The 13,185-nt window shown below is 67.8% G+C and carries 15 protein-coding genes; 5 read left to right on the top strand and 10 right to left on the bottom strand.

Annotated features, from left to right (window positions below; translation table 11 throughout):
* Nucleotides 1–39: 39 nt before the first annotated feature.
* Genes PT015_RS04040 through PT015_RS04010 form a run of 7 tightly spaced genes read right to left on the bottom strand, consistent with a single transcriptional unit; the run spans nt 40 to nt 6,296 of the window.
* Nucleotides 40–387: a metal-sulfur cluster assembly factor gene (locus PT015_RS04040; protein ID WP_285188994.1), complete on the bottom strand. Its 348-nt coding sequence runs from the start codon at nt 385–387 to the stop codon at nt 40–42.
* Nucleotides 384–845, bottom strand: coding sequence for a Fe-S cluster assembly sulfur transfer protein SufU (sufU, locus tag PT015_RS04035; RefSeq protein ID WP_285188993.1), 462 nt, complete (start codon nt 843–845; stop codon nt 384–386). The genes PT015_RS04040 and sufU overlap by 4 nt, the downstream gene beginning before the upstream one ends.
* A 6-nt stretch (nt 846–851) precedes the next feature.
* Nucleotides 852–2,114, bottom strand: coding sequence for a cysteine desulfurase (locus PT015_RS04030; protein WP_285188974.1), 1,263 nt, complete (start codon nt 2,112–2,114; stop codon nt 852–854).
* A 1-nt stretch (nt 2,115) separates the two neighbouring features.
* Nucleotides 2,116–2,886: a Fe-S cluster assembly ATPase SufC gene (sufC, locus tag PT015_RS04025; RefSeq protein ID WP_285188972.1), complete on the bottom strand. Its 771-nt coding sequence runs from the start codon at nt 2,884–2,886 to the stop codon at nt 2,116–2,118.
* Nucleotide 2,887: 1 nt separating this feature from the next.
* Complete coding sequence (gene sufD, locus PT015_RS04020; protein WP_285188969.1) at nt 2,888–4,072, bottom strand: Fe-S cluster assembly protein SufD; 1,185 nt, start codon at nt 4,070–4,072, stop codon at nt 2,888–2,890.
* Nucleotides 4,072–5,526: a Fe-S cluster assembly protein SufB gene (gene sufB / locus PT015_RS04015; RefSeq protein ID WP_285188968.1), complete on the bottom strand. Its 1,455-nt coding sequence runs from the start codon at nt 5,524–5,526 to the stop codon at nt 4,072–4,074. The genes sufD and sufB overlap by 1 nt, the downstream gene beginning before the upstream one ends.
* Nucleotides 5,523–6,296, bottom strand: coding sequence for a helix-turn-helix transcriptional regulator (locus tag PT015_RS04010; protein ID WP_390887927.1), 774 nt, complete (start codon nt 6,294–6,296; stop codon nt 5,523–5,525). Before PT015_RS04010 ends, sufB begins: the two co-directional genes overlap by 4 nt.
* Before the next feature lie 172 nt (nt 6,297–6,468).
* On the opposite strand from PT015_RS04010, the gene mptB reads away from it, so the two are divergent.
* The 4 genes from mptB (at nt 6,469) to PT015_RS03990 (ending at nt 10,918) form a co-directional block, all read left to right on the top strand.
* Nucleotides 6,469–8,163, top strand: coding sequence for a polyprenol phosphomannose-dependent alpha 1,6 mannosyltransferase MptB (gene mptB / locus PT015_RS04005; protein ID WP_285188965.1), 1,695 nt, complete (start codon nt 6,469–6,471; stop codon nt 8,161–8,163).
* Nucleotides 8,160–9,104 carry an ABC transporter ATP-binding protein gene (locus PT015_RS04000; protein ID WP_285188963.1) on the top strand — a complete coding sequence of 315 codons (945 nt, stop codon included), beginning with the start codon at nt 8,160–8,162 and terminating at the stop codon, nt 9,102–9,104. Before mptB ends, PT015_RS04000 begins: the two co-directional genes overlap by 4 nt.
* Nucleotides 9,101–9,877 carry an ABC transporter permease gene (locus PT015_RS03995; protein ID WP_285188962.1) on the top strand — a complete coding sequence of 259 codons (777 nt, stop codon included), beginning with the start codon at nt 9,101–9,103 and terminating at the stop codon, nt 9,875–9,877. Before PT015_RS04000 ends, PT015_RS03995 begins: the two co-directional genes overlap by 4 nt.
* A gap of 78 nt (nt 9,878–9,955) precedes the next feature.
* The gene (locus tag PT015_RS03990) at nt 9,956–10,918 is read left to right on the top strand and encodes a COX15/CtaA family protein (protein ID WP_390887926.1); all 963 of its coding nucleotides are present in this window, start codon (nt 9,956–9,958) and stop codon (nt 10,916–10,918) included.
* On the opposite strand, the gene PT015_RS03985 is transcribed toward PT015_RS03990, so the two are convergent.
* The gene (locus PT015_RS03985) at nt 10,868–11,542 is read right to left on the bottom strand and encodes a hypothetical protein (protein ID WP_285190911.1); all 675 of its coding nucleotides are present in this window, start codon (nt 11,540–11,542) and stop codon (nt 10,868–10,870) included. The two genes, PT015_RS03990 and PT015_RS03985, sit on opposite strands and share 51 nt — an antisense overlap.
* A gap of 31 nt (nt 11,543–11,573) precedes the next feature.
* On the opposite strand from PT015_RS03985, the gene PT015_RS03980 reads away from it, so the two are divergent.
* Nucleotides 11,574–12,554: a quinone oxidoreductase family protein gene (locus tag PT015_RS03980; RefSeq protein WP_285188958.1), complete on the top strand. Its 981-nt coding sequence runs from the start codon at nt 11,574–11,576 to the stop codon at nt 12,552–12,554.
* 6 nt (nt 12,555–12,560) lie between these two features.
* Here the strand turns inward: PT015_RS03980 and PT015_RS03975 are convergent, their stop codons facing one another.
* Nucleotides 12,561–12,851 (bottom strand): WXG100 family type VII secretion target, encoded by a 291-nt coding sequence (locus PT015_RS03975; protein ID WP_285186681.1) that lies wholly within the window; start codon nt 12,849–12,851, stop codon nt 12,561–12,563.
* Nucleotides 12,852–12,882: 31 nt separating this feature from the next.
* Entirely contained in the window at nt 12,883–13,176 is a 294-nt protein-coding gene (esxG, locus tag PT015_RS03970) for a type VII secretion system protein EsxG (protein ID WP_285188957.1), read from the bottom strand.
* Nucleotides 13,177–13,185: the final 9 nt, after the last annotated feature.

Genomic DNA, 13,185 nt, shown 5'->3' with positions numbered 1-13,185 from the left:
CGCCCAGGAACCAGGGCTTAACAGGACGTTTACAGCAGGTCAGACCGTAAAGCCCAGAGCGCGGAGCTGATCGCGGCCGTCGTCGGTGATCTTGTCCGGGCCCCACGGCGGGTTCCACACCCAGTTGATCCGCAATTCGTCGACCAGACCGGGGCCGATGAGCGCGTTGCGCGACTGGTCTTCGATGACGTCGGTCAGCGGGCAGGCCGGCGACGTCAGCGTCATGTCGACCACCGCGACGGTGCCCTCCTCGGCCTCTTCGAGGTTGACGCCGTAGACCAGCCCGAGGTCGACAACGTTGATGCCGAGCTCGGGGTCGACGACGTCGCGCATCGCCTCCTCGATGTCCGCCAGCAACTCGTTGTCCGGTGCCGCAATCTCACTCATTTGGAGACCTCCTCTACGTCGTGACTCGCTTGGGCCAATGCATCCTTGAATGCCATCCAGCCCAGCAGCGCGCATTTCACCCGGGCCGGATATTTCGCGACGCCGGCGAATGCCACCCCGTCGCCCAGTACATCTTCGTCGCCCTCGATGTTTCCGCGCGACGACACCATCTCGTTGAACGCGGTGACGGTCTTCAGCGCCTGCCCGACGCTCTGGCCGATCACCTGCTCGGTGAGTACCGAGGTGGCGGCCTGGCTGATCGAGCAGCCCTGCCCGTCGTAGGACACGTCCTCGACGGTGTCGCCGTCGGCTGACAGCGCGACCCGCAGCGTGATCTCGTCGCCGCAGGTGGGGTTTTTGTGGTAGACCTCCGCGCCGAACGGCTCACGCAGGCCGCGGTGCTGCGGGTGCTTGTAGTGATCGAGGATCACTTCCTGGTACATCTGCTCGAGACGCATTGCCGCTCAGGCCCTTCCGAAGAATTCGATGGCGTGGCGCACACCGGCGACCAACCGGTCGACTTCCTCGAGGGTGTTGTAGACCGCGAACGAGGCGCGCGCGGTCGCGGCGACGTCGAAACGGCGGTGCAGCGGCATCGCGCAGTGATGCCCCACCCGGACCGCCACGCCGTCGTCGTCGAGCACCTGGCCGACATCGTGGGCGTGTACGCCGTCGACCACGAAAGACACTGGGGAGCCCCGATTTTCCATGGTCGTCGGACCGACGATGCGGACGCCGTCGATACCGGACAGGCCGTCGATCGCGGCCGCGACGAGTTCGTGCTCATGCGCCTCGACCGCCGTCATGCCGATGTCGGTCAGGTAGCGCGCGGCGGCACCCAGCCCGACGACCTGCGAGGTCATCGGGGTGCCGGCCTCGAAGCGTTGCGGCGGAGCGGCGTAGGTGACGGCCTCCATGCTGACCGTCTCGATCATCGAGCCGCCGGTGAGGAAGGGCGGCAGCGCGTCGAGCAGTTCGGCGCGGGCATAGAGCACGCCGATTCCGTTGGGGCCCAACATCTTATGGCCTGAGAAGGCGGCGAAGTCGACGTCGAGGGCATGAAAGTCGACCGGCTGGTGCGGCACTGACTGGCAGGCATCGAGCACGGTGAACGCACCGACCGCCTTGGCCCGCTCGACGAGCTCGGCGACCGGAGCGACTGCGCCGGTCACATTCGAGTGATGGCTGAACGCAACGATTTTCACGCTGTCATCGAGCCGTAGCGAGTCGAGGTCGATGCGGCCGTCTTCGGTCACGCCGTACCAGCGCAGCGTCGCGCCGGTCCGCCTGGCCAGTTCGTGCCATGGGACGAGGTTGGCGTGATGCTCGAGTTCGGTGGTGACGATGACGTCGCCGGGCCCGACCGCCCGGTCGAAGCGGTTGTCCCCTAACACGTATGAGACCAGGTTGAGCGACTCGGTGGCGTTCTTGGTGAACACCAGCTCGTCGGGCTCGGCGCCGACGAAGGCGGCAATGTCCGCGCGGCCCTGCTCGTAGGCGTCGGTGGCCTCCTCCATCAGCTGGTGTGCGCCGCGGTGCACCGCGCCGTTGGAGGTCAGCAGGAAGTCGCGCTCGGCGTCGAGAACCTGTACCGGTCGCTGCGACGTCGCCCCGGAATCCAGATATGCCAACTGATTCCCGCCCCGCATCACCCGGCTCAGGATCGGGAAGTCGGCCCGGATCGCCGCGACGTCGAGCGTCGTGGAACGAGTGGCCGAGACCGTCATGTCAGGCTCCCGAGGCGGCCGTTTGCGTGAAGCGCTCGTAGCCGTTTTCCTCGAGCTCGTCGGCCAATTCGGGGCCGCCCGATTCGATGATGCGGCCGCCGACGAAGACGTGCACGAACTGCGGCTGGATGTAGCGCAGGATGCGGGTGTAGTGCGTAATGAGCAGGATCCCACCGTGCTCTGCCTCGGCGTAGCGGTTGACGCCTTCACTGACGACGCGCAGCGCGTCGACGTCGAGGCCGGAGTCGGTCTCGTCGAGGATCGCGATCTTCGGCTTCAGCAGGCCCAGCTGCAGGATCTCGTGGCGCTTCTTCTCACCACCGGAGAAGCCTTCGTTGACGCTGCGCTCGCCGAACGCCGCGTCGATGTCGAGGTCCGACATCGCGGCCTTGACCTCCTTGACCCAGTGCCGCAGCTTCGGCGCCTCGCCGCGAACGGCCGTCGCAGCCGAGCGCAGGAAGTTCGACATCGACACCCCGGGCACCTCGACCGGGTATTGCATGGCCAGGAACAGGCCGGCGCGGGCGCGCTCGTCGATGCTCATCTCGAGGACGTCGGCGCCGTCGAGCGTGATCGAGCCGGACGTCACGGTGTACTTCGGGTGACCGGCGATCGCGTAGGACAGCGTCGACTTGCCGGATCCGTTGGGCCCCATGACCGCATGCGTCTCCCCCGACTTCACGGTCAGGTTGACACCCTTGAGGATCGGCACTTCTTCGCCTTCGGGCGTGAAGACCGAGGCGTGCAGGTCTTTGACTTCGAGCGTGGTCATGTCAGTTACTTCTCGATTCGGTGATTGCTAGTTCTCGTTCGATGGCTTCGGTGAGGCGCTCGCGCACCGCGGGGACGGCGATCTTCGCGATGATCTCGTTGAAAAAGCCGCGCACCACCAGGCGACGGGCCTGGTCCTCCGGAATGCCGCGGGCGCGCAGGTAGAACAACTGCTCGTCGTCGAATCTTCCGGTGGCACTGGCGTGTCCGGCGCCGACGATCTCGCCCGTCTCGATCTCCAGGTTGGGCACCGAGTCGGCGCGGGCACCGTCGGTGAGCACCAGGTTGCGGTTCACCTCGAAGGTGTCGGTGCCGGTGGCCTCGGCGCGGATCAGTACGTCGCCGATCCACACGGTGTGCGCGTCCGGCTTCGACGAGTCCGGATCCCCTTGCAGCGCACCTTTGTACAGCACGTCGGACTTGCAGTTGGGCTGCGAATGATCGACCAGCAGACGCGACTCGAAGTGCTGGCCGTCGTCGGCGAAGTAGGTGCCCAGCATTTGGGCTTCACCGCCGGGCGCGGTGAATCGCACCGTCGCCGAGGTCCTGACGACGTCGCCGCCGAGCGTCACGGCGACGTGCCCGAGGGTCGCGTCCTTGCCGAGTCGGGCGTGGTGCGATCCGACGTGCACCGTGTCGTCGGCCCAGTCGGCGATCCAGATGACGCCGACACCGGCCGAGTCGCCGACGATGATCTCGACGTTGTCGGCGTAGGTCCCGCTGCCGCGCAAATCCACCACGACGATGGCCCGCGACAGTTCTTCGACGCGGATCTGCAGGTGGCCGTAAGCGGTAGCGCCCTCACCTGGGCCGGTGACGGCGATCTCGATCGGCTCGGCCACCTCGGTGTCGCGCGCCACCGTGACGATGGTCGCCTGGTTGAACGATGAAAACGCTTGCGCCGCAACCCGGTCAGCGGGAACGCCGGCCTGGCCGAGTCGCTCGTCGCCGCGGCGCACGGTTTCCACCGTCACGCCCGGACGTTCGGTCACCTCGATAGCGGCGTTGCCCGTAGCGGGGGCCGATCCGTCGTGCAGGCCGCGCAGACGCTTCAGCGGGGTGAACCGCCACAGCTCGTCGCGACCGCCCGGCACCTCGAACGCGTTGACGTCGAACGACGAAAACAGCTCGCCCTTGTTGGCAGCGGAGAGGGCCGAACCCTCAACCGCCTCAGTCAATCCCGTCACTAGCCGACCGCGCCTTCCATCTGCAGCTCGATCAGCCGGTTGAGCTCCAGCGCGTATTCCATCGGGAGTTCCTTGGCGATCGGCTCGACGAAGCCGCGCACCACCATCGCCATCGCCTCGTCCTCGGTCAGCCCGCGGCTCATCAGGTAGAACAGCTGGTTCTCGCTGACCTTGGACACCGTAGCCTCGTGGCCCATCGTGACGTCGTCCTCGCGGATGTCGACGTAGGGGTAGGTGTCGCTGCGGCTGATCGTATCCACCAGCAGCGCATCGCATTTCACGCTGGAACGCGAGCCGTGCGAGCCCTTGTTGACCTGCACCAGGCCGCGGTAGGAAGCACGGCCACCGCCGCGGGCGACCGACTTGGACACAATGTTGCTCGAGGTGTTGGGCGCCAGGTGCAGCATCTTCGCGCCGGTGTCCTGGTGCTGACCCTCGCCGGCGAACGCGACCGAGAGCACCTCGCCCTTGGCGTGCTCGCCGGTCATCCACACGGCCGGGTACTTCATCGTGACCTTGGAGCCGATGTTGCCGTCGACCCACTCCATGGTGGCGCCGGCTTCGGCCCGGGCCCGCTTGGTGACGAGGTTGTAGACGTTGTTCGACCAGTTCTGAATGGTCGTGTAGCGGCAACGGCCACCGGGCTTCACGATGATCTCGACGACGGCGGAGTGCAGCGAGTCGCTCTTGTAGATCGGCGCGGTACAACCCTCGACGTAGTGCACGTAGGCGTCCTCGTCGACGATGATGAGCGTTCGCTCGAACTGGCCCATGTTCTCGGTGTTGATCCGGAAGTAGGCCTGCAGCGGGATGTCGACGTGGACACCCTTGGGCACGTAGATGAACGAACCACCGCTCCACACAGCCGAATTCAGCGCGGAGAACTTGTTGTCGCCGGCCGGGATCACGGTGCCGAAATACTCCTGGAAGAGCTCCGGGTGCTCACGCAGACCCGAGTCGGTGTCCAGGAAGATGACGCCCTGCGCCTCGAGGTCCTCGCGGATCGAGTGGTAGACGACCTCGGATTCGTACTGCGCCGCGACGCCGGAGACCAGGCGCTGCTTCTCCGCCTCGGGGATGCCGAGCTTGTCGTAGGTGTTGCGGATGTCCTCGGGCAGGTCGTCCCAGGTCGCGGCCTGCTTCTCGCTGGAGCGCACAAAGTACTTGATGTTGTCGAAGTCGATGCCGTCGAGGTTGGAGCCCCAGTTCGGCATCGGCTTGCGATCGAAGATGCGCAGCGCCTTGAGCCGGTGTTCGAGCATCCACTCGGGCTCGCTCTTCTTGGCCGAGATGTCGCGCACCACGGCCTCGGACAGGCCGCGCTGCGCGCTGGCACCGGCCACGTCGGAGTCGGACCAGCCGTAGCCATAGCGGCCCAGCGAGGCGATCGTCTCCTCCTGGGTCAGCGTCTCGACGGGCATAGCCGTCTTGGCGGCCTCCGGGGTGAGGGTCATAGCGACACTCCTTTGGTGCTCGTGGTGGCTTCGGCGCGGGCTGTGCGCCGAAGTTCAGTCGGTGTGGCTTCTGCCGCGGCGAGCGGAACGTGGGTGGTGCAGGCGCAATCGCCGTTGACGATTGTCGCCAGTCGCTGCACGTGGGTTCCGAGGACCTCCGCCATCGCCTGCCGCTCGGTCTCGCACAACTCCGGGAATTCCTCGGCGACGTGCGACACCGGACAATGATGCTGGCAGATCTGTACGCCGTGGATCGGACCGCCCACCTGCGTGGTGCTCGCGACATAGCCGGCCTTGGACAGTGCGCCAGCGATGCGCTCGGCGGCCGCCTCGATGTCCTCGTCGGCGTCGGAGCCGGCAGCCTCGACGCCGGACAGGATGGAGTCGATGCGCCGCCGGGCGAAGCTGCGGACCGCCTCGTCGCCGCCGATCTCGCGGAGCTGGCGCATCGCAGCGGAGGCCAGGTCGTCGTAGCTGTGGTCGAGCTTCGCGCGGCCGGTCGCGGTCAACCGGTAGCGCTTGGCCGGGCGTCCCCGTCCGGCCTGCTGCCAGGGCGCGGCCGACGCCGACTCGGCCTCACCCATCTCGATCAGCACATCGAGGTGGCGTCGCACCCCGGCGGCCGACAATCCGAGCTGCTCGCCAATCTGCCCGGCGGTGATAGACCCGGACTCCAACAGCAGCCGGATGACGGCGCTGCGGGTCTGACCGTCATGCGTAGCGGCAGCGGCTGCCGCTTCGGCGGGAGAGACGGGGGGCGGGAATTTCACAACACCAGTGTGACGCAATTCCGCGGACGAATCTAGGAAGGGTACCCTCTGCCATCGTTGCGCTGGTCACACCTGACCGGTTCGGCGCGGCCACAGGACGCAGTCAGATCGCAAGGCGGCGACCCGCTGCGCCCGGCTCCGCCGCGCTGGCGATCGCCGCTACGCTGCTCTGATGGCAGAGCGCCACCACTCGCTGAGTTCCTCGATCGCCAGCTTGCATGGCGACGAAGTGGCGGTGGGTCAACCCCTGAACGACGCCGAGGAACGCGCGCTGGGGCGCACCCGCGTTTTCGGCGCCACCGGCACGGTCCTGATGGCGATCGGCGCGCTCGGCGCCGGGGCCCGCCCGGTTGTCCAGGATCCGACGTTCGGGGTTCGGTTGCTCAACCTGCCTTCGCGCATCCAGACGGTGTCCCTCACGATGACCACCACCGGAGCGGTCATGATGGCCCTGGCCTGGCTGATGCTGGGACGGTTCGCGCTGGGCAAGCGGCGGATGTCGCGCGGCGAGTTGGACCGCACGCTGCTGCTCTGGGTGCTGCCGCTGCTGATCGCGCCCCCGATGTACAGCAAGGACGTCTACTCCTACCTGGCGCAGAGCCAGATCTGCTGGCTGGGACTGGACCCGTACCGAGTGGGCCCGGCCACCGGCCTGGGCCTCGACCACGTGTTCACGCTGTCGGTGCCGAGCCTGTGGCGCGAGACGCCCGCCCCCTATGGCCCACTGTTTCTGTGGATGGGCCGCGGAATCTCGGCGCTGACCGGCGAGAACATCGTTGCCGCGGTGCTCTGTCACCGGCTGGTGGTGTTGCTCGGGGTCGGCCTGATCGTCTGGGCGACACCGCGCCTGGCCCGCCGCTGCGGGGTGGCCGAGGTGAGCGCGCTGTGGCTGGGGGCAGCCAATCCGCTGCTGATCATGCATTTGGTCGCGGGCATCCACAACGAGGCTCCGATGCTGGGTCTGATGCTGACCGGCACCGAGTTCGCACTGCGCGGTGTCGATGCCACGCGCCCGCTCTGGCCGCGACCGTGGCCGCGGGCCAGCGGGGACCGGGCGGACTGGGCGCCGCTGGTGATGCTGCTGACCGGTTCGGTGCTGATCGTGCTGTCGTCCCAAATCAAGCTGCCGTCGCTGCTGGCCCTGGGCTTCGTCACGATGGCGCTGGCGCAGCGCTACGGCGGTGGCATCAAGGCATTCCTGCTGACCGGCACCCTGATGGCGGCGTTGTCGCTGGCGGTGATGGCGGCCGTCGGCTCGGCCAGCCGGCTGGGCTTCGGCTGGATCTTCACCCTCGGGACGGCCAACGTGGTGCGCAGCTGGATGTCGCCGCCGACGCTGATCGCGCTGGGCACCGGCCAGGTCGGGATTCTATTGGGGCTGGGCGATCACACCACCGCCGTGCTGTCGCTGACCCGTGGCATCGGCGTGCTCATCATCGCCGTGCTGGTCGCCTGGCTGCTGCTGTCCGTGCTGCGGGGCCGGCTGCATCCGGTCGGCGGCCTCGGCGTCGCGCTGGGCGTGTGCGTGCTGCTGTTCCCGGTGGTGCAGCCCTGGTATCTGCTGTGGGCGATCATCCCGCTGGCGGCCTGGGCCACCCGGCCGGGCTTCCGCGTCGCGGTGATCATCGTGACGATGGGCGTCGGGGTGTTCGGTCCGACCGCCAACGGCGACCGGTTCGCACTGTTCCAGATCGTCGACGCGACGGTGGCCAGCACCGTCATCGTGGCGTTGCTGATCGCGGTGACCTACGACCGGCTGCCCTGGCGCCCGCTGCTTGCCGAGGAACTCACCCACGACGCGGCGACGCTGGATCCAGCTACCCCACAGTCGGACCCGTTGTCCGACGCTTACGCTAAATCGTCGTGAGCTCAGCATCTGATACCCCGGTGCGGCTGCGCGGGGTGTGCAAGACGTACGGCTCGGGTGCTGCCGCAACGACCGCCGTCTCCCAACTCGACCTCGAGGTGCACACCGCCGAGGTGCTGGCGCTGCTCGGGCCGAATGGCGCGGGCAAAACGACGACGGTGGAGATGTGCGAGGGGTTCGTGCGCGCCGACGCCGGAACCATCGAAGTGCTCGGGCTGGATCCGATCGCCGACAACGCCCGACTGCGCCCTCGTATCGGGGTGATGCTGCAGGGTGGCGGCGGCTATCCCGCGGCCCGGGCGGGCGAGATGCTGAACTTGGTGGCCTCCTATGCCGCCAACCCACTGGACCCGCAATGGCTGCTGGACACGCTGGGCCTCGCCGAAGCGGCCCGCACGACCTACCGACGGCTCTCGGGCGGCCAGCAGCAGCGCCTGGCCCTGGCCTGCGCGCTGGTCGGCCGGCCCGAATTGGTCTTCCTCGACGAGCCGACGGCGGGCATGGATGCGCAGGCCCGAATCCTGGTGTGGGAGTTGATCGATGCGCTGCGCCGCGACGGCGTGACCGTGGTGCTGACGACGCATCAGCTCAAGGAGGCCGAGGAACTGGCCGACCGGCTGGTGATCATCGACCACGGGGTCACGGTCGCATCCGGGACCCCGACGGAGTTGACCCGCAGCGGCGCCAAGGGCCAACTCCGCTTCAGCGCTCCCCCGCGGCTGGACCTGTCGCTGCTGGTGTCCGCCCTGCCCGAGGGCTACCAGGCGTCGGAGTCGACGCCTGGCGAGTACCTGGTGCAGGGCGCCGTCGACCCGCAGGTGCTGGCGACCGTGACGGCCTGGTGCGCGCAGATCGACGTGTTGGCCACCGATCTGCGGGTTGAGCAGCGCAGCCTGGAAGACGTATTTCTGGAATTGACCGGGCGGGAGTTGCGCTCATGACCGAAAGTACTTTCGCGGCAGGCACTTTCGCTCCTAACCCGCAGTCGGCGGCGGTGCCTCGGATGCTGACCGCGCAGTTTGGACTCGAGCTGAAGCTGCTGCTGCGCAATGGCGAACAGCTGCTGCTGACGATGTTCATCCCGATCACACTGCTGGTCGGGCTGACGTTGCTGCCGCTGGGATCGTTCGGTGAAAACCGGGCCGCGGTATTCGTGCCGGTGATCATGGCGTTGGCGGTGATCTCGACCGCGTTCACCGGTCAAGCCATCGCCGTGGCATTCGACCGCCGCTACGGGGCGCTGAAACGACTCGGTGCGACGGCGCTGCCGGTCTGGGGCATCATCGCCGGCAAGTCCGCGGCGGTGGTGACGGTGGTGTTCCTGCAGTCGATCATTCTGGGCGCCATAGGTTTTGGGCTCGGCTGGCGGCCGCATCCGCTCGGACTGGCGCTGGGTGCGGCGGTGATCGCGCTGGGCACCGCGGTGTTCGCCGCGCTCGGCCTCCTGCTGGGCGGCACGCTGCGCGCCGAGATCGTGCTGGCGGTGGCCAACCTGCTGTGGTTCGTCTTCGCCGGCCTCGGGGCGCTGACCATCGAGTCCGGCATGATCGGGTCCGCGGTCAAATGGGCGGCTCGGCTCACCCCGGCGGGGGCGCTGACCGAATCGCTGTCGCAGGCGATGAGCCTGTCGGTGGACTGGTTCGGCCTGTTGGTGCTCGTCGTGTGGGGCACGCTGGCCGGCCTGGCCGCGCTGCGCTGGTTCCGCTTCACCTGACGCGTCGAGTCGCTACGAGCGTGACGCCAGCGTCACGCTGGCGGCAATGACCCGCCCTACTACGGGACGTAGTTGTCGTTGGCCTACGATCGGGCGATGCCTGTCGGGCAATCATTGCAGCGGATTTCGCGACCTAGCCTGCGCGCGCAGCGCGTCATCGCGGCGTTGGTGGTACTAACGCAGGGCGGTATCGCCGTCACCGGCGCGATCGTCCGCGTCACCGCCTCGGGGTTGGGCTGCCCGACCTGGCCGCAGTGCTTCCCGGGCAGCTTCACCCCGGTCGCGCATTCCGAGGTTCCCCGCATCCACCAGGCCGTGGAATTCGGCAACCGGATGATCACGTTCGCCGTAGTGCTCACCGCCGCGCTGGCGGTGCTGGCCGTGATCCGGGCGCACCGCCGACGCGAGGTGCTGGTCTACGCGTGGCTGATGCCGGCGTCGACGGTGCTGCAGGCGGTGATCGGCGGCGTGACGGTACGGACCGGTCTGCTCTGGTGGACCGTAGCCATTCACTTGCTGACGTCGATGACCATGGTGTGGCTCGCGGTGCTGCTGTTCGTCAAGATCGGCCAGCCCGATGCCGGAGTGGTCGAGGATCGGGTCGTGAGGCCGCTGCGGATACTGACGACGCTCAGTGCCGTGACGCTGGCCGCTGTGCTGGTGGCCGGGACCCTGGTCACCGCCGCGGGACCGCATGCCGGGGACACCAGCCCGAATCGCGTGGTGCCACGGCTACGCATCGAGATCACCACGCTGGTCCACGCTCACTCGTCGCTGCTGATCGCCTATTTGACGTTGCTCGTCGGCCTTGGTTTCGGTTTGCTGGCCGTCCGCGCTCCGCGCCCGGTGCTGATCCGGTTGGGCGTCGTGCTCGTCGCGGTGATCGGGCAGGCCGCCGTCGGGACGGTGCAGTTCTACACCGGGGTGCCGGCGGCGTTGGTCGCGGTGCACGTCGCCGGCGCGGCGGTCTGCACGGCGGCCACCGCGGCGTTATGGGCGTCGATGCGACAGCGGACCCAGATCCAGCCGGTCGAGAGCTGACTCGACGCACAGCGCGAACCGCCGCTGCGCGTCGGCGCGGGCCGCCTCGTCGAGTAGCTCCCAATCCAACGACGGCGCAACCACATTCAGCTCTGCCAGCTCGACATCTCCGGCGTCCTCGACCACCTCGACCCGGGCGTACAACAACTCTTCGACACCAATACCCACGTGATCGGCCGCCGCTTGCAGTGCGGCCTGCCCGAGGTCCCACAGCTCGAAATCGGCATCGACCGGCGATTCCGCGACGTTCGCGTGCGACTGGACGCCGCCGAGAAACATCAGCGCCGTGCGCGTCGCGGAGGCCGAGGGTCGGCGGCCGCGCAACACCGGCACGCCCGCGCGGCCGATGTCGCGGAGGTGCCGACGACCCATGTTCCAGGCGACCGCGTCGGGGGCGTTGAGCAGATTCGTCACCCGCCTTGTCCATGGCAAAAACTCGGCGTGATCGCTGCTGTCCCGCAGGATCACCAGGTCGGCGTCAAGGGTGCGCGGGTCGTCCCAGGCCAGCCAGCGCGCGTGCAGGCCGCGCTGGCGCAGCGCCGCGACCAGGCCCGCGTCATCGCCGTCCGCGGATCCCGCCAGCACGATCCTGGGGTGGCGAATGTCGGGGCGGGCCAACTTCATGCGGACTCCATGCATCCGGATGATAGTCAGCATGCACGCAATCGAAGTCGCCGAAAACGGCGGTCCCGAAGTCCTGAGCTACGTCGAACGGCCAGAGCCGACCCCGGGGCCCGGTGAGGTCCTGATCCACGCCGAGGCGATCGGCGTGAACTACATCGACACCTACTTCCGCTCCGGGAGTTACCCGCGCGCGTTGCCGTTCATTCTCGGCAACGAGGTCGCCGGGACGGTGACGGCCGTCGGCGACGGCGTCACAGAACACCGCGTCGGCGACCGGGTGGCCACCGCCGTTGCGTCCTCCGGCTCATACGCCGAATTCAGCACGGCACCAGCACGATTCGCCGCGCAAGTACCCAAGGACGTCGGACCGGACGTGGCCGCCTCGGCGTTGCTGAAAGGCCTGACGGCGCACTATCTGATCACGTCGGTGTATGCCGTGCAGCCCGGCGACGCAGTGCTGGTGCACGCCGGCGCGGGCGGAGTCGGCCTGATCCTGACGCAGTGGTTGGCGCACCGCGGGGCCCGCGTGATCACGACGGTCTCGACGCCGGAGAAGGCCACGCGCTCGCGAGAGGCCGGCGCCGCGGAGGTGTTGGACTATCCGGGTGATGACCCGGCCGAATTCATCGCCCGTATAAAAGATCTCACCGCCGGCGACGGTGTGCCGGTGGTGTACGACGGCGTTGGGGCGAGCACCTTCGACGCCAGCCTGGCCAGCCTCGCCGTGCGCGGGACGCTGGCGCTGTTCGGCGCATCCAGCGGGCCGGTGCCGCCAGTCGACCCGCAGCGCCTCAACGCGGCGGGTTCGGTGTTCCTGACCCGGCCCGGGTTGGCGCACTACACTCGCACCGGCGAGGAATTCGCCTGGCGCGCAAGTGAACTGTTCACCGCCATCGCGGACGGCTCGCTCAGTGTCGCGGTGAGCCACCGTTATCCGCTGGCCGACGCCGCGCAGGCGCACCGCGACCTGCAGGGACGTCAGACCATCGGGTCGATCGTGCTTACGCCGTAGCGGGGCCTAGCCGCCCCATTTGGCGCCCTCGGCCGAGTCGCGAGCCAGCATCGAGGTGGTGTTGTTCTCGTGCGTGCTCGCCATCGCCCGATACGACAGCACCAACTGCTCCAGCGCCTGGTTCCACTGCGCCTGCCACGCCTGGTAGCTCAACCCCGTGTCACCCTGCCACGCCGACTGCAACGCAGCCTGCTCAGCAGAGATGTCGGCACCCAGACTCTGAATCGTGCCGGCATAGCCCGCCATGTCCGCCGAATGCGCCAGCATCGCCGGGTAGTTGTACATGATCTGCGACATCACAAACCCTTTCGATTAATCAGCTAGCGATTCAGAAGCCCGGGTAACTGCTCGCCGCAGCACTGTCCGCGGCCACATACGTACCCGCCGCATCACCCAAGTTGGCCTGCGCGATATCCAACAGCGAGTTCACCTTCGCCGCCGCCGCCACAAAACGGGTATGCGCCGCCTGAAACGCCGCCGCCGAATCCCCGGCGTGAAACGCCTGCGACGACATCGCCTCCTGCTCGGCCTGACCAATCGTCGACCGCATCAAACCCGCCTTGGCACCAAACGCCGACTGCGACGCCACCAACTGCGGAATGTGAGCATCCAACAAACTCATCCCTCAAAC

It is taken from the genome of Candidatus Mycobacterium wuenschmannii, assembly GCF_030252325.1.
GTDB classification, from domain to species: Bacteria; Actinomycetota; Actinomycetes; order Mycobacteriales; family Mycobacteriaceae; genus Mycobacterium; species Mycobacterium wuenschmannii.
The sequence above is the reverse complement of the archived record's forward strand: the minus strand, read 5'-3'. Positions and strand labels throughout refer to the sequence as shown.